Raw genomic sequence first — 24,620 nt, 5'->3', positions numbered from 1 at the left:
GCCGTGGCGCGAGAACCACTATACCCAACCTCGCTCCCGCGCGACCCGCACCGCCGCGTGACGGTTCTCCGCGCCGAGTTTCGACGCGGCGGACGACAGATAGTTCCGCACGGTCCCCTGGGACAGCGCGGCCCGCTCCGCGATCTCCGCGACGGGCGCCCCGTCGGCGGCGAGTTCCAGCACCTCCGCCTCCCGCGCGGTCAGCGGCGAGTCCCCGGCGGCGATGGCGTCGGCGGCCAACTCCGGGTCGACGTAACGGTTACCGGCGTGCACGGTACGGATGATCTCGGCGAGCCGCTGCGCGCTGACGGTCTTCGGGACGAACCCGCGCACACCCGCCGCAAGGGCCCGCTTCAGATGCCCCGGCCGCCCGTGACTGGTCACGATCAGCACCCGGCAGCCGGGAAGTTCGGCGCGCAGAGATGTGGCGATCTTCACACCGTCCGCCCCCGGCATCTGAAGATCCAGCACCGCGACATCGGGCCGGTGCGCCCGGGCCATCGCCAGCGCCTCGGGTCCGGTGGCAGCCTCGGCGACGATCACGAGGTCGTCCTCCAGGGACAGCAGCGTGGCGAGCGCGCCCCGGATCAGATGTTCGTCGTCGGCCAGCAGCAGCCGCACCGACCCGCTCATACGGTGACCTCCCGCACACCCGCCCCCGTCAACGGCACCTCCGCCACCAGCCGGAACATCCCCTCGCCGGCCCGGCCGGCCTCCAATGTGCCGTCCACCGCGGCCAGCCGCTCACGCAGCCCGGCGAGGCCGGAGCCTCCACCCCCGTCGGAGGCTCCGGCAGCCCCGTCGTTCTCCACCTTCAGCACCACACGTCCCTCGCTCACCCGTATTTCCACCGCACACCGCTCGGCGTTCCCGTGCCGGAGCACATTGGTGGTCGCCTCCCGCACCACCCAGGCCAGCGCCGACTGCACCTCGACGGGCAGCCCGGCCGCCTCCCCGGTCACCTCGCACGTGATCCCGGCCGCCGTCAGCACGCCCCGCGCACCGACGAGTTCGACCTCCAGATCGGCCTCCCGGTACCCCCGTACGACGTCCCGCACCTCGCGCTGCGACTCCTGTGCGATCCGCTGCACCTCGATCATCTGCTCCACGGCCTCGGGCCGACCGCGCCGCGCCAGCTGCACGGCGAGCTCGCTCTTCAGGGCGATGACCGCGAGGTTGCGCCCCATGACGTCGTGCAGATCCCGGCCGAACCGCAGCCGCTCCTCGGCGACCGCGAGCCGGGCGCGGGCCTCACGGGCCTCGTCGAGCTCGTAGACGGACCTGAGCAGCCAGACGGAGAAGACGGCCGTGAAGGCCAGGAATCCGCCGCCGAGCAGCACGATCGCCGCCGTGGCGAGTGCACCGAGCGGCGACCGGGTCAGCGCGACCACGATGAGCCCCGCACCCGCCGCGAAGCCCGCGACGACGGCGTACACCTGCCTGCGCGCCTTCAGGCCGAGCGCGATGATGCCCATCCCGAAGATCATGGCGACGCCGAAGACGCTGCCCGCCGCCGAGTCGATGTCGTCGCCCTTCGGGCCGTACTCGGAGATCGCGAGAGCCGTGACGGCGACCGCGGCGGTGAACGCGCCGAGCGCGCACATCAGCCGGACGGGCTGCTCACGCCGGCCGCGAACCCAGTCCACCGCCCGTGACACGGTCAGCATGCAGGTCGCCGCGTGCGCGCACACCAGGAGCATCAGCACGGCACCCGGCCAGCTCCCGATCCGGCCGATCACGGGCAACCCGACCCCGGCGAGCTCGCTCACCGCGAAGAAGTGGAACGACGCCCGCGTGTACGTCTCCACCTTCGCCGGGGTGCTCTTCCCCCGCCACCACGTTCCCGGCCCGCGCATCCGCCGCTCTCCCCTGGATCAACGCCGGGGTTCCCAGCGGAACCACCGTCGTACAGCAAACACGCCCCCGACCGTCCAGACCAGCGCGACGAGCACCGCGCCCAGCGCCTCGGACGCCGACAGCCCACCGGTCCAGCCGCCGCGCACCAGCGTGATCACCGGGGTCAGCGGCAGCAGTTCGCAGGCCGAAGCCACCCGGTCCGGCAGGATCTCCAGGGGGACGAACATCCCGGAGAAGATCATGGAGAGGAACACCACCGGCAATGTCGTGACCTGCGCACTCTCGACGCTGCGAGTGAAGGCGGAGGTCACCGCGGCCAGCGACACGCACAGGAAGATCCCCAACAGCAGGCCCAGCACGGCGAGATGGGGAGCGCGGGGCGCACCCACGTCGAGCAGGACGGTGCAGCCGATCGCCAGCACCACGCACTGCGCGAGGCCCGTGACCACGGCCGGCAGCGCGGCCCCGGTGAGGATCTCGGTGTCCCGCAGCTCGCCGGTGCGCAACCGCTTCAGGACGAGTTCCTCGCGCCGGGCGGTGTAGACGCTGACGAGCGTCGCATACACCGCGTAGAGCAGCGAGAAGCCGATGGAGGCGGGCAGGATGACCGTGCCGAGGGTGAGGCCCACCTCCGCCAGGTCCATCTGCTTCGCCGCCTCCCGCGCGCTCAGCGGCAGGATCAGCGGCACGAACAGCGCCGCGAACAGCGTGCCTCTGCTGCGCCCGAGCAGGGTCAGCTCGGCCCGGGCCAGCGACGTCATGCGCCCCACCGGGGTGGTCATCGCCGTACTCATGCCGCGTACTCCTTCGTCCCGGCGGCCTCCGCCGCCTCCCGTGCGATGCCCAGGAACGCCTCCTCCAGCGACGCCGAGCGCACATCCAGCCGCCGCAGCTCCACCCCGGCCTGCTCGGCCCACACCAGCAGCCGGGTCGCCGCCCACTGCAGGCGGTGGGTGCGCAGCCGTACGAGCCGCCCCTCGACCTCGTGCCCGCTCACGCCCAGCTCGCCGAGCGGCGGCAGGTCCCCGAGGAAGTAGCCCTCGGGCAGCTCGAAGGTGATCCGCGACGGCTGGGCCGCGGTGACCTCGGCCGGCGTCCCGGCCGCCGCGATCCGTCCCTGGTGCAGGATCGCGAGCCGGTCGGCGAGGCCCTCGGCCTCCTCCAGGTAGTGCGTGGTCAGCAGCACGGTCGTGCCGTTGTCACGCAGCCTGCGCACCAACTCCCAGGTGTCCCGGCGCCCTTCGGCGTCGAGCCCGGTCGTCGGCTCGTCGAGGAACAGCACTTCCGGATCCCCGAGCAGCGCGAGCGCCAGGTCCAGCCGCCGCCGCTCACCCCCGGACAGCTGCTTGACCCGTACGTCGGCCTTCCCGGCCAGCCCGACGAGGTCCAGCACCTCCAGCGGCGGCCGCGCCCCGCTCACGCACCCCGCCCACATCCGCGCGGTCTCGGCGACGGTCAGCTCGGACGGAAAGCCGCCCTCCTGCAGCATCACCCCGGTACGCGGCCGTACGACGGCCCGCTCGGCGTAGGGATCGTGCCCGAGCACCCGGATGTGCCCCGCGGCGGGCTCGGCGAGCCCTTCGAGCAGCTCCACGGTCGACGTCTTGCCGGCGCCGTTGGTGCCGAGCAGCGCGAAGACCTCTCCTCGGTCCACGGAGAAGGTGATGCCGCGCACCGCCTCGAACCCGCCCCCGTAGACACGTCGTAGGTCGGTGACCTCAATCACGTGTTCGTGTTCGTCGAAGTTCATGCCATCAGCGTCCCCGCGGCGGGAGCCCGGCAGCAGTGCGCGCTGTCACCACTCGGCATGACAAATGTCAGAGGGTGCGCGGGCACAAGAAAAACCCCGGTCCAGTGGACCGGGGTCTCTATCAAGAGCGGACGACGAGGCTCGAACTCGCGACCTCAACCTTGGCAAGGTTGCGCTCTACCAACTGAGCTACGTCCGCATTGCCCCCGACCGGCTCTCACCGATCGGTGCGAGCACCAGCCTACCTGATCCACATCGGTGAACCGGACCGGCGGTGCAGAGCGGGTGACAGGAATTGCACACTGCGCCTTCCCCCTGGAAGGGGGATGTTCTGCTACTGAACTACACCCGCATGCTCGGCGAGCTGGACTTTTTCGGCCCCGCCCGGCGGCGTGCTCCAGACATTAGCTGATCAGCAGGGGGGTAGCGCAAGTCGGTTGTCGCACCGGCCCAAGTCGGCTGCCCTCAGGGCCCGCTGACGGAGCCTGAGGGCGCGCGGCCCCCGGATCGCCTCACTGCGCCGAGGCGAACGCCTCGTAGACCTTCTTGGGGATGCGGCCGCGGGCCGGCACCTCCATCTTGTTGGCCTGGGCCCAGGCCCGGACGGCCGCCGGGTCCGGAGCGACCTCGGTCTGCTTGTACGCCTTGCCGGACTTCGACCGCTTGCGGCCGGCTTCCACGTAGGGCGCGAGCGCCTTACGCAGTTTCTTGGCATTGGCTTCATTCAGGTCGATCTCGTACGACTTGCCGTCGAGTCCGAAGGCGATCGTTTCCGCCGCTTCCGAGCCGTCGATGTCGTCAAAGAGAGTGACCACGACCTTCTGCGCCACGAATATCGGTCCCTTCAGGCGGCACCTCATACAGCTCAGCTGCTACGACGTGCCGAGTCTCGGCTTTTGCCAATTCATTTGTACAGTGCGCGGCAATGCAATGTGAAGCCCGACTAAATCTCTCCGCGTGTCCGAGCGCAATAGCTATCTGCGGCTGATCGGGGATCTTTCCCGTAACTTTTCGTGAACGCCGCCCTCCGATACCGGATCGTGACGGCTGTCACGTAGCTTCCTACAACTCTACCCGCGTAGAAATTTTGTACGGGTAGTCTGAAGGAACCTGCTCAGCACCACACACCGGGAGTGCCAGTGGCACGCGTCGTAGTCGACGTCATGCTCAAGCCGGAGATCCTCGACCCCCAGGGCCAGGCGGTGCAGCGCGCACTGCCGCGACTGGGTTTCGAAGGCATCTCCGACGTACGTCAGGGAAAGCGATTCGAACTGGAAGTTGACGGACCGGTCGACGAGGCCGCGCTCGCCCGCATCCATGATCTTGCGGAATCCTTCCTCGCGAACACCGTGATCGAGGACTTCACCGTCAAGGTCGAGGAAGTCGCGGAGGCCGTGAAGTGACCGCTCGTATTGGCGTCGTCACTTTCCCGGGAAGTCTCGATGACAGGGACACCCAGCGCGCGATCCGCCTCGCGGGCGCCGAACCGGTCGCTCTCTGGCACAAGGACAAGGACCTCAAGCAGGTCGACGCCGTGGTGCTGCCCGGCGGATTCTCCTACGGCGACTATCTGCGGGCCGGCGCCATCTCCCGCTTCTCGCCGGTGATGGAGACGGTCATCGAGCAGGCGAAGGCGGGACTTCCGGTCCTCGGCATCTGCAATGGCTTCCAGGTCCTCACCGAGGCCCACCTCCTCCCGGGCGGGATGCTCGGCAACGACCACCTGCACTTCATCTGCCGCGACCAGAAACTGCGGGTGGAGAACGCCTCCAGCGCCTGGACGGTCGACTACAGCGCGGGCCAGGAGATCCACATCCCGCTGAAGAACATGGACGGCCGGTACGTCGCCGACGAGTACACCCTCGACAAGCTCGAGGCCGAGGGCCGCGTCGCCTTCCGGTACGTGGACTTCAACCCGAACGGCTCCCTCCGTGACATCGCCGGCATCACCAACGAGGCCGGGAACGTCGTAGGCCTCATGCCGCACCCGGAGCACGCCGTCGAGCCGCTCATCGGGTCGGGCCGCACCGACGGCCTCCCCTTCTTCACCTCGATCCTCAAGAAGCTGGTCAACGCATGAGCCGGACGCCTCTGGACACGGTCGAGCACGCGGCCGCGACCCCCGACGTCGAGCTGCCCTGGGCCGAGCTCGGTCTGAAGAAGGACGAGTACGAGCGGGTCGTGGAGATCCTCGGCCGCAGGCCGACCGGCGCCGAGCTCGCCATGTACTCGGTCATGTGGTCCGAGCACTGCTCCTACAAGTCCTCCAAGGTGCACCTGCGCCAGTTCGGCGAGAAGGCGCCCGAGTCCGAGGCGATGCTCGTCGGCATCGGCGAGAACGCCGGCGTCGTCGACGTCGGCCAGGGCTACGCGGTCACCTTCAAGGTCGAGTCGCACAACCACCCGTCGTACGTCGAGCCCTACCAGGGCGCGGCCACCGGCGTCGGCGGCATCGTGCGCGACATCATCGCCATGGGTGCCCGCCCGGTCGCGGTCGTCGACCCGCTGCGCTTCGGCGCCGCCGACCACCCCGACACCAAGCGCGTGCTGCCCGGCGTCGTCGCCGGCATCGGCGGCTACGGCAACTGCCTGGGTCTGCCGAACATCGGCGGCGAGGTCGTCTTCGACGCCTGCTACCAGGGCAACCCGCTGGTCAACGCCGGTGCCATCGGCGTCATGCGGCACGAGGACATCCACCTCGCCAAGGCGTCCGGCGCCGGCAACAAGGTCATCCTGTACGGGGCCCGGACCGGCGGCGACGGCATCGGCGGCGCCTCCATCCTCGCCTCCGAGACCTTCGACGACGCCAAGCCGTCGAAGCGTCCTGCCGTCCAGGTCGGCGACCCCTTCCAGGAGAAGCTGCTCATCGAGTGCACCCTGGAGGCGTTCGCCGAGAAGCTGGTCGTCGGCATCCAGGACCTCGGTGCGGCGGGCCTGTCCTGCGCCACCTCCGAGCTCGCGTCCAACGGCTCCGGCGGCATGCGCGTGACCCTGGACGACGTACCCCTGCGTGACTCGACGCTCTCGCCCGAGGAAATCCTCATGAGCGAGTCGCAGGAGCGCATGTGCGCCGTCGTCGAGCCGGAGAAGGTCGACCGGTTCCTGGAGATCTGCGAGAAGTGGGACGTCATCGCCACCGTCATCGGTGAGGTGACCGACGGCGACCGCCTGGAGATCTACTGGCACGGCGGCAAGATCGTCGACGTCGACCCGCGGACCGTGGCGCACGAGGGCCCGGTCTACGAGCGCCCGTACGCCCGCCCCTCCTGGCAGGACGAGCTCCAGGCCGACGACGCGAACAAGCTGCCGCGGCCGGCCACGGGCGACGAGCTGAAGGAGCAGATCCTGAAGCTGGTCGGCTCCCCGAACCAGGCCAGCAAGAAGTGGATCACCTCGCAGTACGACCACTTCGTGCAGGGCAACACCGTCCTCGCCCAGCCCGAGGACTCCGGCATGATCCGCATCGACGAGGAGACCGGCCTCGGCGTCGCCATCGCGACGGACGGCAACGGCCGGTACGCCAAGCTGGACCCGTACCACGGCGCCCAGCTGGCCCTCGCGGAGGCGTACCGCAACGTGGCGACGACCGGTGCCAAGCCGCTCGCCGTCTCCGACTGCCTGAACTTCGGCTCGCCCGAGGACCCGGCCGTCATGTGGCAGTTCGCGGAGGCCGTGCGCGGCCTGGCGGACGCCTGTCAGCAGCTGGGCACCCCGGTGACCGGCGGCAACGTGTCGCTCTACAACCAGACGGGCGAGGTGGCGATCCACCCGACCCCGGTCGTGGCCGTGCTGGGCGTCATCGACGACGTCGCGCGCCGCACACCGGTCGCCTTCCAGGAGGACGGGCAGCTGCTCTACCTCCTCGGCGACACGCGTGAGGAGTTCAGCGGCTCGGCCTGGTCGCAGGTCGTCCACGACCACCTCGGCGGGCTGCCCCCGAAGGTGGACCTGGAGCGCGAGCGGCTGCTCGCCGAGATCCTGATCTCCGCCTCCCGCGACGGCATGATCGACTCCGCGCACGACCTGTCCGACGGCGGTCTGATCCAGGCGGTCGTCGAGTCGGCGCTGCTCGGCGGCAAGGGCGCCCGCCTGATCGTCCCGGACGGTCTGGACGCCTTCACCTTCCTCCTCTCCGAGTCGGCCGGCCGCGCCGTCGTGGCCGTCCCGCGCTCCGAGGAGGTCCGCTTCAACGACATGTGCGGTGCGCGCGGCCTGCCGGTCACCCGCATCGGTGTCGTGGACGGTGACTCGGTGGAGCTCCAGGGCGAGTTCGCGCTGCCCCTGGAGGAGCTGCGCAAGGTGCACGAGGAGACCATCCCGGCACTGCTCAAGTAAGCAGCGGTCAGCAGTCGTCGTACGGCTCAGAAGCCCCCGTCCGGTCCGCCGGGCGGGGGCTTCGCCGTCCGCGCGGACATCTGCACCACGTAACGCGATTGCACGTAATTACGTAGTTCCGTAATATCGAGGTGTGGAGCTCGAAGAACGCGTCGCCGACCTGGAGCGACGACTGGCAGCGCTGGAGAACGCGCAGCACACCGCCCCGCGCCTCGGCGAAGGGGACTTCTGGGCCCTGGAGGGGCTCAAGGAGCAGTTGGCCGCGCTGGAAGCGGCCGACGGAGGCGTGCTCTTCACCGGCGCCGTACGGCTGCCGACCGGGGAGCAGTACGACTGGCAGCACGGCTCGCTGACCGAGGGACTGCTGGACGTCGACTGGACCGAGTGCGCGGAGTCGTTCGCGGCGCTCGGTCACCCCGTCCGGCTGCGGCTGCTGCGCGAGGTCGTCGGCGGCCGGCGCACCGCGGCCGAGCTCGCCGAGCTGGACGAGATCGGCACGACCGGCCAGATCTACCACCACCTGCGCCAACTGACCGGCGCGGGCTGGCTCCACACCACGGGCCGGGGGCGCTACGAGGTGCCGCCGGGGCGGGTCGTACCGCTGCTGGTGGCGTTGGCGACCGCTCGTCCGTGACACCGACCGAACTGGGGGAACGATGTCCGCACGCAAACTCGTCAAGATCGTCTACCGCGCCCTGCAACTGGCCTTCGTCGGCCTGGTGATCGCCCACTCCCTGCTGGACCTGGGATATCCGTGGTGGTGGAACTTCCTGCCGATCGCCCTGTCCTTCGTGATCCTCGTCGTGGCCCACCGCTGGGGCGGCGCCCCGGACAGCCCCCGCGCCGTCCGGGAGGCGGTCGAGGTCGACCCGCCGGTCACCGGCCGCTGGTCGGCGCTGAACAGCCCGGCCGACCGCACGCCCAGCCACGGCACGCACGCCTACGGCCAGACCTTCGCCATCGACGTCGTCGCCGAGCCGAAGGACGGCACCCGCCCCGGCTTCCGTTGGCTGTGGCCGATCGCCCGCCGCAACAGCGCCTTCCCGGCCTTCGGGGCCCCGCTGCTGGCGGTCGCCGACGCCACCGTCGTACGCGCCGTCGACGACCAGCGCGACCACCTCAGCCGCACCTCGCTGCTCGCGCTGATGTACCTGATGATCGTGGAGGCGTCCGTACGCGACCTGTCCGGCGTCAAGCGGGTCGTGGGCAACCACGTCGTGCTCGACCTCGGCGACGGCACCTTCGCGCTCTACGCCCACCTGCGAAACGGCTCGCTCACCGTCCGCGAGGGAGACCGGGTGACCGCCGGCCAACAGATGGCCCGCTGCGGCAACTCGGGCAACTCCACCGAGCCCCACCTCCACTTCCAACTGATGGACACCCCCGACCCGGACACCGCCCGAGGCATCCCCTTCACCTGGCGCGGCGTGGGAGTCCCCCGCAACCGCGAGACCTTCGAGACACCTACGACGGAGACGCAGGCCGCATAGGCTGCCCCCCATGCCCCCGGCCAAGAAGCGTGCCCGCGCCTACGACCCCGTCAAGATCCGCAGCGCGGTGCTCGCGCAGTTCGGGCATGTGCGGCAGGCCGTGCGAGGTCTCACCGGCGAGCAGCTCGCGCTGCCCACCCGGCTGCCGGGCTGGACCGTGCGGGAGCTGGCCGCGCACGTGACCATGGCCGTGGAGACCGTCAGCCGCAACCTCGACCGCGAGGAGCCGGCGAAGGCGGAACTCACCCTCCTCCAGTGGCCCTTCGCCACGGCCGCCCGCGCCGGCGACATCGCCGACGGCACCCGCGAGCTCGCCGTCGCCCATCCCGACCTCGACGCCCTGTACGCCGACACCGGGGAACGCCTCGCGCGGAGCCTGGCGGACGCACCGGGCGAGCGACTGCTCGCCGCGCGCACCGGTGTGATGACCCTCGCCGACTACCTGGTCACCCGCACCGTCGAACTCGTCGTCCACACCGACGACCTCAACGCCGCCGTCCCCGGCCTCGACATCCCGTACGACCGCCAGGCCCTCGCGGCCTGCACCCGGCTGCTCGCCGACGCGCTCGCCGTGAAGGCGCCCGGCGGTTCCACCGAGGTGCGGATCCCGCCGTACGCCGTGGTGCAGTGCGTCGAGGGGCCGAGGCACACCCGGGGCACCCCGCCCAACGTCGTCGAGACCGACCCGCTGACCTGGATCCGGCTCGCCACCGGACGGGTGACCTGGCGGGACGCCGTCGAGGCGGCCGAGGTCAGCGCGAGCGGGGAACGAGCGGACCTCGGCACCCTGCTGCCGCTCCTGGGGTGATCGCCGGACGTCCGGCGACCGGGGCCGGCAAGCGGAATCGAGCGGAACCGGTCCCGTGTCCCTCCCGTCCCACCGGCATGGACACACTCGGCATGGACACAAAGCGACTGGCCGCCCTCGCCGCACTGACCCTGCTCCCGTTCGCCGCCGCCTGCGGCAGCGAGGACGCGGGCAGCGAATCGGTCGGAGCCGGGGCCGCGGCCTCCGTCACCGGCGTCCACTGGGCCGTGGACGGCGTCACCGTCGACGGGAAGAAGAGCGACGCCCCGAGCGGCGCCTGGCTGAGCATCGCCGACGGCGGCAAGGTCAAGGGCAACCTCGGCTGCAACAACTTCGGCGCCGACGCCTCCTTCGCCGACAGCCACGTCACCTTCGATCAGGTGCAGGCGACCGAGATGGCCTGCGAGGGCGTCCCGCCGAACTTCGAGCAGACCCTCGCCCGCACCCTGGCCGACGGCGACCTCGGCACCGAGGTCGACGGCGACAAGCTCACCCTCACCACCGCGGACGGCGACCGGGTCGCGCTCACCAAGCAGGAAGGCGCGCAGCTCTACGGCACGAAGTGGACCGTCACCAGCCCCGACACCGGCGGCAAGGCCCACCTCACGTTCGACCGGAAGACCGGAGAGGTCAGCGGCAGCCTCGGCTGCAACAAGGTGAAGGCCACGGCGACGGTCCGCGACGGCAGCATCACCCTCGGCACCGCGTCCACCACACGAATGATGTGCGACACCTCACTCATGAATACGGAGAAGACGCTCCTCGGCCTCTTCGACGGCACGGTGAAGTACGGGATCGATCACCGCAACCTCACTCTGACCAGCGAAAACGGCGAGCATGTGAACGCGGCCGCCGCAGAGTGATCGTTTACAGGCGCGTATCCCCAATTCGGACCAGTGGTCGATCTCGCCTACACTCGGTGCCGTGCCACGTGGTGACGGTCGACTCAATCACGATCTGCTCCCCGGCGAGAAAGGCCCCCAGGACGCGTGTGGCGTCTTCGGTGTCTGGGCTCCGGGCGAAGAGGTCGCAAAGCTCACGTACTTCGGGCTCTACGCCCTCCAGCATCGGGGCCAGGAATCCGCGGGAATCGCGGTCAGCAACGGCTCCCAGATCCTCGTCTTCAAGGACATGGGCCTCGTTTCCCAGGTCTTCGACGAGACCTCTCTCGGTTCGCTCCAAGGTCATATCGCGGTGGGCCACGCCCGCTACTCGACGACCGGTGCCTCCGTCTGGGAGAACGCCCAGCCGACGTTCCGCGCCACCGGGCACGGCTCCATCGCGCTCGGCCACAACGGCAACCTGGTCAACACGGCTCAGCTCGCCGAGATGGTCGCCGACCTGCCCAAGCAGGAAGGCGGCCGCGCCCCGCGCGTAGCGGCCACCAACGACACCGACCTGCTCACCGCGCTGCTCGCGGCCCAGGTCGACGAGGACGGCAAGCCGCTGACCATCGAGGAGGCCGCCCACCAGGTCCTCCCGCAGGTCCAGGGCGCCTTCTCCCTCGTCTTCATGGACGAGCACACCCTCTACGCGGCCCGTGACCCGCAGGGCATCCGCCCGCTGGTCCTCGGCCGCCTGGAGCGCGGCTGGGTCGTGGCCTCCGAGTCCGCCGCCCTCGACATCTGCGGCGCCAGCTTCGTCCGCGAGGTCGAGCCGGGCGAGTTCGTCGCCATCGACGAGAACGGCCTGCGCACCTCCCGATTCGCGGAAGCGAAGCCCAAGGGCTGTGTCTTCGAGTACGTGTACCTGGCCCGCCCTGACACCGACATCGCCGGCCGGAACGTCTACCTCTCCCGCGTGGAGATGGGCCGCAAGCTCGCGAAGGAAGCCCCGGTCGAGGCCGACCTGGTCATAGCGACCCCGGAATCCGGCACCCCGGCCGCGATCGGCTACGCGGAGGCCAGCGGCATCCCGTTCGGCGCGGGCCTGGTGAAGAACGCCTACGTCGGCCGTACGTTCATCCAGCCCTCGCAGACCATCCGCCAGCTCGGTATCCGTCTGAAGCTGAACCCGCTGAAGGAAGTCATCAAGGGCAAGCGTCTGGTCGTCGTCGACGACTCGATCGTGCGCGGCAACACCCAGCGTGCCCTGGTCCGCATGCTGCGCGAGGCCGGCGCGGCCGAGGTCCACATCCGGATCTCCTCGCCGCCCGTGAAGTGGCCCTGCTTCTTCGGCATCGACTTCGCCACCCGCGCCGAGCTGATCGCCAACGGCATGTCGATCGAGGAGATCGGCACCTCGCTGGGCGCCGACTCGCTGTCCTACATCTCCATCGACGGCATGATCGAGGCGACCACCATCGCCAAGCCGAACCTCTGCCGCGCCTGCTTCGACGGCGAGTACCCGATGGATCTCCCGGACCCCGAGCTGCTCGGCAAGCAGCTCCTGGAGACCGAGCTGGCGGCCGGTCCGGCAGCCACGGCCGCGGCCGACGCGATCCGTCGCCCGTAAGCCCCGTAGAAACCAACCCGAAAGATCCCAGGCAATGTCTGAGACCAGTCCTGCCGGTGCTTCCTACGCGGCTGCCGGAGTCGACATCGAGGCGGGCGACCGCGCGGTCGAGCTCATGAAGGAGTGGGTCAAGAAGACCCAGCGCCCCGAGGTCCTCGGCGGCCTCGGCGGTTTCGCCGGCCTCTTCGACGCCTCCGCCCTCAAGCGCTACGAGCGTCCCCTCCTCGCCTCCGCCACCGACGGCGTCGGCACCAAGGTCGACGTCGCCCGCCAGATGGGCGTCTACGACACCATCGGCCACGACCTGGTCGCGATGGTCATGGACGACATCGTGGTGTGCGGCGCCGAGCCGCTGTTCATGACCGACTACATCTGTGTCGGCAAGGTCCACCCCGAGCGGGTCGCCGCCATCGTGAAGGGCATCGCCGAGGGCTGTGTGCTCGCCGGCTGCGCCCTGGTGGGCGGCGAGACGGCCGAGCACCCGGGTCTGCTGGGCGAGGACGACTTCGACGTCGCCGGCGCCGGTACGGGCGTCGTGGAGGCCGACCGGCTGCTCGGTGCGGATCGCATCCGTACGGGTGACGCGGTGATCGCCATGGCGGCGTCCGGCCTTCACTCGAACGGGTACTCGCTGGTCCGCCACGTGCTGCTGAACCAGGCCGGTCTCGCCCTCGACGCGCACATCGAGGAGTTCGGCCGCACCCTCGGCGAGGAGCTGCTGGAGCCCACGAAGATCTACTCGCTGGACTGCCTGGCCCTCACCCGCACCACCGACGTGCACGCGTACAGCCACGTCACGGGTGGCGGTCTGGCCGCCAACCTGGCCCGGGTGATCCCGGACGGGCTGCACGCGATCGTCGACCGCTCCACCTGGACCCCGGCCCCGATCTTCGACCTCGTCGGCAGGACCGGCTCCGTCGAGCGCCTGGAGCTGGAGAAGACCCTGAACATGGGCGTCGGCATGATCGCGATCGTGCCGGAGGAGTCCACGGACGCGGCGCTGGCCACCCTGGCCGACCGCGGGGTCGACGCCTGGGTCGCGGGCGAGATCACGGACCGCGGCGAGCACACCACCGGTGCCGCCATGGTCGGCGACTACGCGAGCTGAGCCCGGCGACAGCAGCGCAAAACCCGGTCCGGCGGATATCCGCTCAGGACCGGGTCAGGCACTGCTGGGTAGTCAAGCGCCGCGGCGTTGTTGCGACGTGGGACCGGACTCGTCGTCCTCGTCCTCATCGTCGTCGTTGTAGAGATCCGCGTACTGGGCGTACGGGTCGTCTTCTTCTTCGTCGTCCTCGAACGGCTCGCCGTTCGGCGGCTGGTTCGAAGTCGAAGCGCCCAGCTCGTTGGCCAGACGCGACAGGTCAGTCCCGCCGCTGTTGTACTTCAGCTGGCGGGCGACCTTCGTCTGCTTGGCCTTGGCCCGGCCGCGCCCCATGGCTCGACCCCCTCGGTGACGGGGCTCGACGGCCCCAGAGTCTTGACACGCGTTCATGATCTGGAACGGGCTCTCCTCGGAGAGACCGGTCCGTAGGGCTTCCACGGTACCTGAGCCCGCGCCCATACGGTACGTCGCCCGCAGCACGTGCCTGGTTCCCGAACCCTCGGGGCGCCCTGTCCCCGCTGGTCAACCGCGATTTTAACCACTTCTTGGCGGCCGACCCGCCGACGAACGTGAGAGTTCTCTCTAAGTGTGCGCCGACGGGTACCGGTCAAACCCGATCAGCGCGTCTGGCGCGCTGACGCGGCCTCGTGCATCCGCTGTTCCGCGATCCGGTCGGCCGCGGCGGCCGGCGGAATCCCATCCGTCTTCGCACGTGCGAATATGGCCAGCGTGGTGTCGTAGATCTTCGCGGCCTTCGCCTTGCACCGGTCGAAGTCGAAGCCGTGCAGTTCGTCGGCCACCTGGATGACACCGCCGGCGTTCACCACGTAGTCGGGCGCGTAGAGGATCCCGCGGTCGGCGATGTCCTTCTCGACGCCCGGGTGGGCGAGCTGGTTGTTGGCCGCGCCGCACACCACCTTGGCGGTCAGTGCCGGGACGGTGTCGTCGTTCAGGGCGCCGCCGAGCGCGCAGGGGGCGTAGATGTCGAGGCCCTCGGCGCGGATCAGGGTCGCGGTGTCGGCGACCGCGGTCACGCCCTCCGGGTGCGCGGCGAGGATGCGGCCGACGGCCTCCTCGCGCACGTCCGTGATGACGACCTCGGCGCCCTCGGCGCGCAGGTGCTCCACCAGGTGGTGGCCGACCTTGCCGACGCCGGCGATGCCGACCTTGCGGCCGCGCAGCGACGGGTCGCCCCACAGATGCTGGGCGGAGGCGCGCATGCCCTGGTAGACGCCGAAGGCGGTGAGCACGGAGGAATCGCCGGCGCCGCCGTTCTCGGGGGAGCGTCCGGTGGTCCAGCGGCACTCACGGGCCACGACGTCCATGTCGGCGACGTACGTGCCGACGTCGCAGGCGGTGACGTAGCGGCCGCCGAGCGAGGCCACGAACCGGCCGTAGGCCAGCAGCAGCTCCTCGGACTTGATCAGGTCGGGGTCCCCGATGATCACGGCCTTGCCGCCGCCGTGGTCGAGTCCGGCCATGGCGTTCTTGTAGGACATCCCGCGCGCGAGGTTCAGCGCGTCGGCGACGGCCTCCTCCTCGGTCGCGTACGGGTAGAAACGCGTACCGCCGAGGGCAGGGCCCAGGGCGGTGGAATGGATGGCGATGACGGCCTTGAGGCCGCTGGCGCGGTCCTGGCAGAGCACGACTTGCTCATGACCGCCCTGGTCCGAGTGGAACAGGGTGTGCAGGACGCCGTGTGTTACGTCGGTCACTGTGGTGACTCCTGAGTACGGTGCGGCGGTAGGAGCTGGCTCCCGTACGGGTGGCGGGAGAGCTGTTGAGCATGAGATTAAACCCGCCGGCGCCCGTCCAACCCGCAGTGCTCAGGATCACCTACTCGGGGAGTACGTCCGTGCGACGATTTGCATAGTTTTCCCGCGCATTTGTCAGCGGGTTTCGCAGGTTTCCCTGGCAGAGGGCGGGGGAGGGAGCAGGCGTGCCCAAGGTGTCCTCGGTGATCGTCCCGTACGCGACGTATCTGCGGGTCTATGAACCGCTGGCGGCCTTCCCGGAGCCGGAGCGCGGCCACTGGGCGCGCTACGCCCGCCGCCCCGACCGTCCCTCGTACCAGGACGAACTGCGCCGTTCCCTGGCGGACTTGCTGCCCACCCCGCCCGTCCCGGTCCCTGTGCAGGAGAGCGGCGACGCCTTCGTGCTGGAGATCGACGAGGTGCTGTGCGTGTGCCCGTGGCGCACCAGGCTGCGCGGCTGGCAGGCGCTGGGGGAGCTGGCCGACGAACTGCCCAGGCCGGTCCTGGACGCGGCGCTGCCCGAGTTCGTACGGCAGCAGGCGGCCCAGGACTACGAGCGCTGGCTGGCCCGCAACCCGGACGCCCGGCCATGGATCCGCACCTCGACCTGGCAGGTACCGCTGCACTGGTTCGTGCTGGTCTCGGACGAGGAGCGGCGGTTCGACAAGGGCTCGGGCGAGATCCCCCCGATGCTGCGCTACCGGACGCCGATGGTGCAGGCGCGCCGGCGGGTGGCGCGGGCGCTGCGGACGCTGAAGGACACCATCGACGAAGGGCCCCTCATCGACGGCCTGGTCGACGTCGGGCGCTGGCTGGAGGAGTTCCATCCCCGCTCGCTGGTCGAGTTGGACTACGGCGGTCTGGTGCACACCCTCCCGGCCGGCGAGCTGGAGGACGACCACTCGGCTGCCGACGTGGCCGACGGCATCGAGGCGCTGCGGCAGGGCGACGGGGCGGGGGCCGGGGAGGCCTACGCGCGGCTCGTGGAGCGGTGGCGGTCGGTGCGGGACCGGCGTTCGGCCAACTGAGCCGGCGCCGTAGGAGTGACCTGGAGCACTGAGCCTGGGCTGCCAAAGTGACCTGGAGCACTCCGGCCAGTGTGATCTGACGCACTGTGTGACGTAACGAACTGGCGTTTGACGGGACGCCCGTTTTGGGGTTTCGTGCTCGTTCTGAGGTTCTTGATGCCTCGTCAACAAGGGATGTAGGTCCCGATCCGGGCGTATGCATCAAGGATGTGTCAACGGCCGCAAGCGTGACGGAATGCACGTACGCGGCTCTTGCGTCCCTAACCCCCCCTCGTGCCAAAATAGGACAAGGAGTCCGGGGAGGACTCCATCTCGACATTGCACGCTTTGGGGGGTCTTGGGACTCCTGCACGCCACTGTGACTGATCGTCACAGTGGCGTGACTGTCCGCTATGGCATGGTCCATCGGCATCCGTCGCTGATGAACACCTGGGAGGGCAATTCCATCGGTTTGGCCGACGCGGCTGGACAGATGGTGTAGTTGTAGTGCCGAGGACAAGCCGTTCGTCCTATAACCGACTCGACTCGCGTCCGCCATTTCGGGCAACGCGGGTCAAGGTGCAGAATTTAGAGGAAAGAACCGAGAAGGTTCGGTTCTCCCGAGGAGGCCGCTCATGACCGCTCGCACCCCTGATGCCGAGCCGCTGCTGACCCCGGCTGAGGTCGCCACGATGTTCCGCGTCGACCCCAAGACGGTCACGCGGTGGGCGAAGGCCGGGAAGCTTACTTCCATCCGTACGCTCGGCGGTCACCGCCGTTACCGCGAGGCTGAGGTCCGCGCTCTGCTCGCGGGTATTCCGCAGCAGCGCAGCGAGGCCTGAACAGCTTCATAGCCGGGCAAAACGGCGGTTCCCCCAACTCGCCGTGGCGCCCGGGCCCTAGCTCCAAGCGACGCGGGTCCTGCCCCAACAGAACCCACGCCCAAGCCAACAGAGCACTTCAGGCACGCAACAAGGGTGCGTCGTAGATCGCGCTGGACTCCGCCGGGTCCAGCGCGATCTTTTTTGTGCGCGGAGTGTGCGCCGGCCGGTGGTCCTGTGAGTGGCCTTGTCGGAGTCTGGGGAGGCCTGTCGGATCTCCTGTGTGCTCACTCTGAGTGTTCATCATGTGTGAGCTGTGTGCCCGCCCGGGGAGGGGCGGGTGGGCGCCGGACGAGACCCGAAACCAGCGCGGATGCTGGTGCAATTGCACATATTAAATTGACCAGTTGTAGGAGGGGTGTAAGACCTACCCCCCAGGAAACTTATGCGGTGACACCCGTCACATGCCACGGTGCTTGTTGCCTCTGGCCTATGTGCGCTAGGGGGAGGTGCGTGCTCCAGAGGCCCACGGCCGGACGGGAGTTGACGTGGCCGGCGGTCATGTCGAGGACGGGGCCTCTTCCGCGGTTACCTCGTCCGGAGCCGGCTGGTAGGCGCGCGTACCGGCGTCCATCGCGAGCCGCAGCAGGCGGTGGCAGATCGGGCAGTGTCGCGTGCGATGTCGATAGGAGCTGGCGGCCGACAGGTGCGCGCGGAGCAGAGCCCGCGTCTCGTGCCTAGCGGTTGCCGCCATGTCCCACCTCCAGGGGCCACGCGAAGAAGGGCCCTGATTTCTGGGTACCTAGCGAATGTGACTCCGTCAAGGCGGCCTGCGGGTCACACGCACACGAGAAGGGCCCGGCACAGAGACGAAGAAGGGCCCGCATCCCTCGCGGGATGCGGGCCCTTCTTTCTCACTGCGGTCCTGACGGGATTTGCTGTATCCGATTGCGGCTGCGCCGCGGGCGCGGCCTCCCCCTCGGCAGGGTGGCGGGCGGGTGTGGTGCGGCATGAGGAAGGCCCGCATCCTTTGCCGGATGCGGGCCCTTCGCTCTCGCTGCGGTCCTGACGGGATTTGAACCCGCGGCCTCCACCTTGACAGGGTGGCGAGCACTCCAAACTGCTCCACAGGACCAGGTTTCGCTGCGCGATTCGTGCGTTGCGCTGCGAGAAGAGACTGTACAGGAGCCTGAGCCCCCTGGTCGAACTCACCCAGTGTGAACAGGCCGTTACGGTGCCAGCGTGTCGATCGCCTTCACGATCCGCTTGTCCGAGATCGGGTACGCGGTGCCGAGCGCGTGGGCGAAATAGCTGACGCGGAGCTCCTCCAGCATCCAGCGCACGTCCAGGACCTGCTGCGGAACCGGACGCCCCTGCGGCATCTGCTCCAGCAGCCACGCGTACTCGTCCCGCATCTCATGGACCTTCTCCATGCGCGTGGTGTCCCGCTGGACGTTCGTCGGCATCTGCTGGAGCCGACGGTCCACCGCGATCAGGTAGCGCATCAGGTCGGGCAGCCGCCGCAGCCCCGCCTCCGTCACGAAACCGGGCTTCACAAGGCCGTCCAGCTGCCCCCGCACGTCCGTGAGGTTCGCCAGCAGCACGGGGCTGCGTGTGGCCTTCAGACGGCGCTCGGCGGCCTGCCACGCGGCGAGCACCTGCTGCACCTGGCCCACCGCACGGACCGTCGTGTCGACGATCTCGGCACGCACCTTGTCGTAGAGCTTGCGGTACGACTCCTCGTCCCACACCGGTCCCCCGAAGTCCCCGATCAGCTTGTCCGCCGCCGCCATCGCGCAGTCGTCGAACAGGCCCTGGATCGAGCCGTGGGGGTTGGCGGACAGCGCGAGCTTCTGGGCGTTCGTCAGCTTCTCGGAGGCGAACTTCGCCGGGTTGACCGGGATGTTGCGCAGGATGAGGCGGCGGGTGCCCTTCCACATCGCCTGCTGCTGCTCGGCCTCCGTGTCGAAGAGGCGGACCGACACCGTGTCGCCGTCGTCCACCAGCGCCGGGTACGCCTTGACCGGCTGGCCGGCGCGGCGGGTCTCGAAGACGCGGGTGAGGGAGCCGATGGTCCAGTCGGTCAGGCCCTTGCGCTCCAGGGACTCCCCGCCCTCGCGGGAGGCGGTGGCCGCCGCGGCCTGCGAGAGGGCCTGCCTCGCCTTCGGCTTCAGACGGAGCTTCAGGGTCTCCAGGTCCTTGTCCTCGGCCAGCTTGCGTCGGCGCTCGTCGACGATGCGGAAGGTGATCCGCAGATGGTCCGGGACCTTCGCCCAGTCGAAGTCGTCCGCCTCGAAGGGCACGCCCACCATGCGCTTCAGCTCGCGGGCCATGGTCACCGTCAGCGGTTCCTGCAAGGGGACCGAGGTGTCCAGGAACCGCCTGGCGAAGTTCGGCGCCGGCACGTAGTTGCGGCGGATCGGCTTGGGGAGGGAACGGATCAGCTCCGTCACCAGCTCCTCCCTGAGGCCCGGGATCTGCCAGTCGAAGCCCTCGTCCGTGACCTGGTTGAGGACCTGGAGCGGAAGGTGGACCGTCACACCGTCCGCGTCCGCACCCGGCTCGAACTGGTACGTCACCCGGAACTTGAGCTGCCCCTGCCGCCAGGAGTCGGGATAGTCGGCCTTGGTGACCGCCTCCGCCGACTCCCGGATGAGCATCTCGCGCTCGAAGTCGAGGAACTCCGGCTCCTCGTGCCGCTTGCGCTTCCACCAGGAGTCGAAGTGGGCTCCGGAGACGACGTGTTCGGGCACCCGGGCGTCGTAGAAGTCGAACAGGGTCTCGTCGTCGACGACGATGTCCCGGCGCCGGGCCCGGTGTTCGAGTTCCTCGACCTCGCTGAGCAGCCTGCGGTTGTCGGCGAAGAACTTGTGGTGCGTGCGCCAGTCGCCCTCGACCAGGGCGTTGCGGATGAACAGCTCGCGGCTGGCCTCCGGGTCGATCCGGCCGTAGTTGACCTTGCGCTGGGCGACGATCGGGACGCCGTACAGCGTGACCTTCTCGTACGCCATCACCGCCGCCTGGTCCTTCTCCCAGTGCGGCTCGGAGTAGGTGCGCTTGAGGAGGTGCTCGGCGAGCGGCTCGACCCACTCGGGCTCGATCTTCGCGTTGACGCGGGCCCAGAGGCGGGAGGTCTCGACGAGCTCGGCGGACATCACGAAGCGCGGGGGCTTCTTGAACAGCGCCGAGCCCGGGAAGATCGCGAACTTGGCGTTGCGGGCACCGACGTACTCGTTGCGTCCGCCGTCCTTGCGGGCGCCGGGGACGGAGTCCTTGGACTCCTTCACGTCCTTCATGCCGATGTGGGACAGCAGGCCGGCGAGCAGGGAGACGTGGACGCGGTCGTCGGGGGCGTCGTCCTCGTTGAGGTGGATGCCCATCTGCTTGGCGACCGTGCGCAACTGCGTGTAGATGTCCTGCCATTCGCGAATGCGCAGGAAGTTGAGGTACTCCTGCTTGCACATCCGGCGGAACGAGGACGAGCCCCGCTCCTTCTGCTGCTCGCGGACGTAGCGCCACAGGTTGAGGAAGGCGAGGAAGTCGCTCGTCTCGTCCTTGAAGCGGGCGTGCTGCTGGTCGGCCTGCGCCTGCTTGTCGGCCGGCCGTTCGCGCGGGTCCTGGATGGACAGCGCCGCCGCTATGACCATGACCTCGCGGACACAGCCGTTCCTGTCGGCCTCCAGGACCATGCGGGCGAGCCGCGGGTCGACGGGCAGCTGGGCGAGCTTGCGGCCGGTCTGCGTGAGCCGCTTGCGTACGTCCTTCTCGGCCGGGTCGATCGCGCCGAGCTCCTGGAGGAGCTGGACGCCGTCGCGGATGTTGCGGTGGTCCGGCGGGTCGATGAAGGGGAACTTCTCGATGTCGCCGAGACCGGCCGCGGTCATCTGGAGGATGACGGAGGCGAGATTCGTACGGAGGATCTCCGCGTCCGTGAACTCCGGGCGGGCGGTGAAGTCGTCCTCGGAGTACAGCCGGATGCAGATGCCGTCGCTGGTACGGCCGCAGCGGCCCTTGCGCTGGTTGGCGCTGGCCTGCGAGATCGGCTCGATGGGGAGCCGCTGCACCTTGGTGCGATGGCTGTACCGGCTGATCCGGGCGAAGCCGGGGTCGATGACGTACTTGATCCCGGGCACCGTGAGGGAGGTCTCGGCGACGTTGGTCGCCAGAACGATCCTGCGGCCGGTGTGCTGCTGGAAGACCCGGTGCTGCTCGGCATGCGAGAGGCGGGCGTAGAGCGGGAGGACCTCGGTGAAGCGGTAGTTCTTCTTCACGAGCGCGTCGGCCGTGTCCCTGATCTCCCGCTCTCCCGAGAGGAAGACCAGGATGTCGCCCTTGCCCTCGCCCTGGAGCTCCTCGACGGCGTCACAGATCGCGGTGATCTGATCGCGGTCGGCGTCCTCGGAGTCCTCCTCCAGCAGCGGCCGGTAGCGCACCTCCACCGGATACGTGCGCCCGCTGACCTCGACGATCGGGGCGTCGCCGAAGTGCCGCGCGAAGCGCTCGGGGTCGATGGTCGCCGAGGTGATGACGACCTTGAGGTCGGGCCGCTTCGGCAGCAGCTGCGCCAGGTACCCGAGCAGGAAGTCGATGTTGAGGGACCGCTCGTGGGCCTCGTCGATGATGATCGTGTCGTAGGCGCGCAGCTCGCGGTCGGTCTGGATCTCGGCGAGCAGGATGCCGTCCGTCATCAGCTTGATGAAGGTGCCGTCGGGATTCACCTGGTCGGTGAAGCGCACCTTCCAGCCCACGGACTCGCCGAGCGGCGTGTCCAGCTCCTCCGCGACCCGCTCGGCGACCGTGCGGGCCGCGATACGGCGGGGCTGGGTGTGCCCGATCATGCCCCTGACCCCGCGCCCGAGCTCCAGACAGATCTTCGGGATCTGGGTCGTCTTGCCGGAACCGGTCTCACCGGCGACGATCACGACCTGGTGATCGCGGATGGCCGCCGCGATCTCGTCCTTCTTCTGGCTGACCGGCAACTGCTCGGGATAGCTGACGGCCGGGAGACGGGTGCGCCGGGTGGCGATACGCTCCTCGCCCTTGGCGACCTCCGCCTCGATCTCCGCGAGCACGGCGGCCCGCGCCTCCGGCTTGCGGATCTTGCGGGCACCTTCGAGCCGCCGACCGAGCCGGTGCGCGTCGCGCAGCGACAGCTCGTTCAGACGGGGGGCCAGGGGGCCGAGGGCGGGGGCGGGGTGCGTAGACATACGGGATCCAGGATCTCATCCCGGCGAAATCCGTGGCGAACGCTTTTGTGGCACACACCAGAAAGGCCCCGATCCGGGGATCGGGGCCTTGCCTGTGGCTGGGGCCGGGGTCGAACCGGCGACCTATCGCTTTTCAGGCGATCGCTCGTACCAACTGAGCTACCCAGCCATCAAGGCTTCTTTCGAAGCCTTGGCGGTCCTGACGGGATTTGAACCCGCGGCCTCCACCTTGACAGGGTGGCGAGCACTCCAAACTGCTCCACAGGACCTTGCTTTGCGTACGACAGTGTCGCACACCGTACTGCGTGCCCCCAACGGGATTCGAACCCGTGCTACCGCCTTGAAAGGGCGGCGTCCTAGGCCGCTAGACGATGAGGGCTATCGGCCCGCCTGGGCGCCTCTCAGCGCGTCGGGGACGTGAGAAGCATATGGGATGGCGGGAGGTATCGCCAAAACGGTTTACGGGGAGGCGCCGGGGGACGAGCCGGTCGGGCTCGGGGAGTCCGTCGCGCCCGGTTGGTTCTCCTCGACCAGGTGACGCCGCACCTCGGCGGTGGTCAGGCCCAGGCCGCCCAGTTCGATCTCGTCCCACGCCTGGAGGCGACGGGTGTCGCGGTCGAAGTAGAGGATCGACGTCTGGATGGGGTCGGGGTGCTTGCCCTCGACCGCGCGCAGACCGCTGCCGCCGGTGGAGCCCTCCAGGCGCAGCCGGGTGCCGTACTGCATGACCTCCATCTCCTGGTGGTGGAGGTGGCCGGCCAGGGCGAGCGGGACCTCGCCGTCGGTCTGGCGCACGGCCGCCGGTTCGTGGGCGACCGCCACGTCGACGGGGGTGCCGGCGGCCCGCTGGTCGCGCAGGGCCGTGGCCAGGCGGGCGCCCGCGAGCTCGTTGGCCGCGTCGCCGCCTGCGACCTGGGAGCGGTCGGGGGTGAACTGGGGGTCGCCGATGCCGGCGAAGCGCAGGCCGGCGATGGTGCGGGCCTTGCCGTCGTCGAGGACGGTGACGTTCTTGAGGTTCTCCAGGTAGCGCTGGGTCAGCCGGGAGTCGTGGTTGCCGCGGACCCAGACGTAGGGGGCTCCGAGATCCTCGACGGGGTCGAGGAAGCCGTTCTCGGCGGCGGTGCCGTGGTCCATGGTGTCGCCCGAGTCGACGATCACGTTGACCTTGTACTGGCTCACCAGCGAGGCGATGATCTTCCAGCTCGCCGGGTTGAGGTGGATGTCGGACACGTGCAGGACGCGGATGGTGCTCGGGTCCGGAGCGTAGATGGGGAGCGTGGAGGTGGCGTCGTAGAGCTTGGTCACGTTGGTGACCAGGCGGGCCAACTCCTTCTGGTAGACGTCGAATTCGGTGACGATGCTGCGCGCGTTGCCGACCAGGGACGGGGCGGAGGAGAGCAGGCCCGAGAACTTCGGCTCCAGGACGGACTCGGGGTTCCAGGTCGCGTACGCCGTGCCGCCCGAGGCGGCCAGCAGGGTGAGGGCCATGCCGCCGGCGGCCAGGGCGCGGCGGGGGCGGCGGTAGACCGCGAGGCCGAGGGCCGCGGCGCCGGTGACGACGGCCACGCAGCTGCGCACGGCGAGGTCGCGGGTGCCGTGGGCGACGTCCTGGGCGACCTCGTCCTGGAGGCCGGAGAGCCGCTCGGGGTGGTCGACCAGGGCCTGGGCGCGCTCGGGGTCGAGCTGGTCGACGTTGACGTCCAGCCGGACGGGCGCGATGTGGCTGTCCAGGGTGAGGGCGCCCAGCGGGGAGACGTTGATCTTCGTGCCGCCGGTGAGGGAGGGGCGCAGGGTCATCGTGGTGTTCATGGGGCCGACCGGGGCGCGTACGTTGCCGACGATCAGCAGGCCGAGCCAGGCGCCGAGGAGGACGACGGTGAGCAGGCCGAGAGCGCGCGTCCACGGGTGGGGCTGGGCGACGAGCTCCAGCGTGGGCAGCGGGCGGCGGGTCGAATAGCGGCGGGCGAGGGCGCGCGGGGCCCTGGGGACGTGGGCGAGAACCTTCATGACTGCGGCGGGGACGCGGGCCATT

The 24,620-nt window shown here is 69.5% G+C and carries 21 protein-coding genes and 6 tRNA genes; 11 read left to right on the top strand and 16 right to left on the bottom strand.

Translation table 11 applies throughout. The features are described 5' to 3' along the window. Window positions 1–18 precede the first annotated feature (18 nt). From PGH47_RS20590 to PGH47_RS20560, 7 genes are all read right to left on the bottom strand, one after another. Window positions 19–633 (bottom strand): response regulator transcription factor, encoded by a 615-nt coding sequence (locus PGH47_RS20590; RefSeq protein ID WP_271664656.1) that lies wholly within the window; start codon window positions 631–633, stop codon window positions 19–21. Then, window positions 630–1,856, bottom strand: a complete 1,227-nt coding sequence (locus PGH47_RS20585; protein ID WP_271664655.1) for a sensor histidine kinase — start codon at window positions 1,854–1,856, stop codon at window positions 630–632. Before PGH47_RS20585 ends, PGH47_RS20590 begins: the two co-directional genes overlap by 4 nt. Before the next feature lie 18 nt (window positions 1,857–1,874). After that, the gene (locus PGH47_RS20580; protein ID WP_107905136.1) at window positions 1,875–2,651 is read right to left on the bottom strand and encodes an ABC transporter permease; all 777 of its coding nucleotides are present in this window, start codon (window positions 2,649–2,651) and stop codon (window positions 1,875–1,877) included. Then, entirely contained in the window at window positions 2,648–3,607 is a 960-nt protein-coding gene (locus tag PGH47_RS20575; RefSeq protein ID WP_030947650.1) for an ABC transporter ATP-binding protein, read from the bottom strand. The genes PGH47_RS20580 and PGH47_RS20575 overlap by 4 nt, the downstream gene beginning before the upstream one ends. Window positions 3,608–3,733: 126 nt before the next feature. Further along, window positions 3,734–3,806, bottom strand: a tRNA-Gly gene (locus tag PGH47_RS20570). An 81-nt stretch (window positions 3,807–3,887) separates the two neighbouring features. Further along, window positions 3,888–3,959, bottom strand: a tRNA-Gly gene (locus PGH47_RS20565). A 160-nt stretch (window positions 3,960–4,119) separates the two neighbouring features. Further along, a complete protein-coding gene (locus PGH47_RS20560) occupies window positions 4,120–4,437 on the bottom strand; it encodes a histone-like nucleoid-structuring protein Lsr2 (RefSeq protein ID WP_030947653.1) in 318 nt (105 codons plus the stop codon). A gap of 309 nt (window positions 4,438–4,746) precedes the next feature. On the opposite strand from PGH47_RS20560, the gene purS reads away from it, so the two are divergent. From purS to purM, 9 genes are all read left to right on the top strand, one after another. Then, window positions 4,747–5,010 (top strand): phosphoribosylformylglycinamidine synthase subunit PurS, encoded by a 264-nt coding sequence (gene purS / locus PGH47_RS20555; protein WP_003999970.1) that lies wholly within the window; start codon window positions 4,747–4,749, stop codon window positions 5,008–5,010. After that, window positions 5,007–5,687: a phosphoribosylformylglycinamidine synthase subunit PurQ gene (gene purQ / locus PGH47_RS20550; RefSeq protein ID WP_271664654.1), complete on the top strand. Its 681-nt coding sequence runs from the start codon at window positions 5,007–5,009 to the stop codon at window positions 5,685–5,687. The genes purS and purQ overlap by 4 nt, the downstream gene beginning before the upstream one ends. Beyond that, a complete protein-coding gene (purL, locus tag PGH47_RS20545; RefSeq protein WP_271664653.1) occupies window positions 5,684–7,942 on the top strand; it encodes a phosphoribosylformylglycinamidine synthase subunit PurL in 2,259 nt (752 codons plus the stop codon). Before purQ ends, purL begins: the two co-directional genes overlap by 4 nt. Before the next feature lie 133 nt (window positions 7,943–8,075). Next, window positions 8,076–8,576: an ArsR/SmtB family transcription factor gene (locus tag PGH47_RS20540; RefSeq protein WP_271664652.1), complete on the top strand. Its 501-nt coding sequence runs from the start codon at window positions 8,076–8,078 to the stop codon at window positions 8,574–8,576. Between the two features lie 22 nt (window positions 8,577–8,598). Continuing rightward, entirely contained in the window at window positions 8,599–9,432 is an 834-nt protein-coding gene (locus PGH47_RS20535; protein WP_271664651.1) for a M23 family metallopeptidase, read from the top strand. A 10-nt stretch (window positions 9,433–9,442) separates the two neighbouring features. After that, window positions 9,443–10,240, top strand: coding sequence for a maleylpyruvate isomerase family mycothiol-dependent enzyme (locus tag PGH47_RS20530; RefSeq protein ID WP_271664650.1), 798 nt, complete (start codon window positions 9,443–9,445; stop codon window positions 10,238–10,240). Between the two features lie 92 nt (window positions 10,241–10,332). After that, window positions 10,333–11,103 carry an META domain-containing protein gene (locus tag PGH47_RS20525; RefSeq protein ID WP_271664649.1) on the top strand — a complete coding sequence of 257 codons (771 nt, stop codon included), beginning with the start codon at window positions 10,333–10,335 and terminating at the stop codon, window positions 11,101–11,103. A gap of 61 nt (window positions 11,104–11,164) precedes the next feature. Further along, window positions 11,165–12,694, top strand: coding sequence for an amidophosphoribosyltransferase (gene purF, locus PGH47_RS20520; RefSeq protein ID WP_271664648.1), 1,530 nt, complete (start codon window positions 11,165–11,167; stop codon window positions 12,692–12,694). A gap of 34 nt (window positions 12,695–12,728) precedes the next feature. Further along, window positions 12,729–13,802 (top strand): phosphoribosylformylglycinamidine cyclo-ligase, encoded by a 1,074-nt coding sequence (gene purM, locus PGH47_RS20515; RefSeq protein WP_126899227.1) that lies wholly within the window; start codon window positions 12,729–12,731, stop codon window positions 13,800–13,802. Between the two features lie 72 nt (window positions 13,803–13,874). Here the strand turns inward: purM and PGH47_RS20510 are convergent, their stop codons facing one another. Together PGH47_RS20510 and PGH47_RS20505 are read right to left on the bottom strand one after the other, a co-directional pair. Beyond that, entirely contained in the window at window positions 13,875–14,132 is a 258-nt protein-coding gene (locus tag PGH47_RS20510; RefSeq protein ID WP_030948628.1) for a DUF3073 domain-containing protein, read from the bottom strand. A 284-nt stretch (window positions 14,133–14,416) separates the two neighbouring features. Further along, window positions 14,417–15,514 carry a Leu/Phe/Val dehydrogenase gene (locus tag PGH47_RS20505; protein WP_271664647.1) on the bottom strand — a complete coding sequence of 366 codons (1,098 nt, stop codon included), beginning with the start codon at window positions 15,512–15,514 and terminating at the stop codon, window positions 14,417–14,419. 224 nt (window positions 15,515–15,738) lie between these two features. Between PGH47_RS20505 and PGH47_RS20500 the strand changes: the two genes are divergently transcribed. Together PGH47_RS20500 and bldC are read left to right on the top strand one after the other, a co-directional pair. Continuing rightward, window positions 15,739–16,581, top strand: coding sequence for a hypothetical protein (locus tag PGH47_RS20500; RefSeq protein WP_271664646.1), 843 nt, complete (start codon window positions 15,739–15,741; stop codon window positions 16,579–16,581). Window positions 16,582–17,195: 614 nt separating this feature from the next. Continuing rightward, a complete protein-coding gene (bldC, locus tag PGH47_RS20495; RefSeq protein WP_003949541.1) occupies window positions 17,196–17,402 on the top strand; it encodes a developmental transcriptional regulator BldC in 207 nt (68 codons plus the stop codon). A gap of 538 nt (window positions 17,403–17,940) precedes the next feature. On the opposite strand, the gene PGH47_RS20490 is transcribed toward bldC, so the two are convergent. The 7 genes from PGH47_RS20490 to PGH47_RS20460 form a co-directional block, all read right to left on the bottom strand. After that, window positions 17,941–18,135: a DUF6274 family protein gene (locus tag PGH47_RS20490; RefSeq protein WP_030948620.1), complete on the bottom strand. Its 195-nt coding sequence runs from the start codon at window positions 18,133–18,135 to the stop codon at window positions 17,941–17,943. A gap of 306 nt (window positions 18,136–18,441) precedes the next feature. Continuing rightward, window positions 18,442–18,516, bottom strand: a tRNA-Asp gene (locus PGH47_RS20485). 94 nt (window positions 18,517–18,610) lie between these two features. After that, the gene (hrpA, locus tag PGH47_RS20480; RefSeq protein WP_271664645.1) at window positions 18,611–22,588 is read right to left on the bottom strand and encodes an ATP-dependent RNA helicase HrpA; all 3,978 of its coding nucleotides are present in this window, start codon (window positions 22,586–22,588) and stop codon (window positions 18,611–18,613) included. 95 nt (window positions 22,589–22,683) lie between these two features. Beyond that, a tRNA-Phe gene (locus PGH47_RS20475) sits at window positions 22,684–22,757 on the bottom strand. Between the two features lie 22 nt (window positions 22,758–22,779). Then, window positions 22,780–22,857: transfer RNA gene (locus PGH47_RS20470), tRNA-Asp, on the bottom strand. Between the two features lie 37 nt (window positions 22,858–22,894). Beyond that, window positions 22,895–22,967: transfer RNA gene (locus tag PGH47_RS20465), tRNA-Glu, on the bottom strand. Between the two features lie 80 nt (window positions 22,968–23,047). Further along, the gene (locus PGH47_RS20460; RefSeq protein ID WP_271664644.1) at window positions 23,048–24,619 is read right to left on the bottom strand and encodes a metallophosphoesterase family protein; all 1,572 of its coding nucleotides are present in this window, start codon (window positions 24,617–24,619) and stop codon (window positions 23,048–23,050) included. Window position 24,620: the final 1 nt, after the last annotated feature.

Origin of the sequence: Streptomyces sp. HUAS 31, from assembly GCF_028198125.1 — a bacterium.
Taxonomy (GTDB): domain Bacteria; phylum Actinomycetota; class Actinomycetes; order Streptomycetales; family Streptomycetaceae; genus Streptomyces; species Streptomyces chartreusis.
Note: the sequence above shows the minus strand (reverse complement) of the source record. Positions and strands in the feature narration are given on the sequence as shown.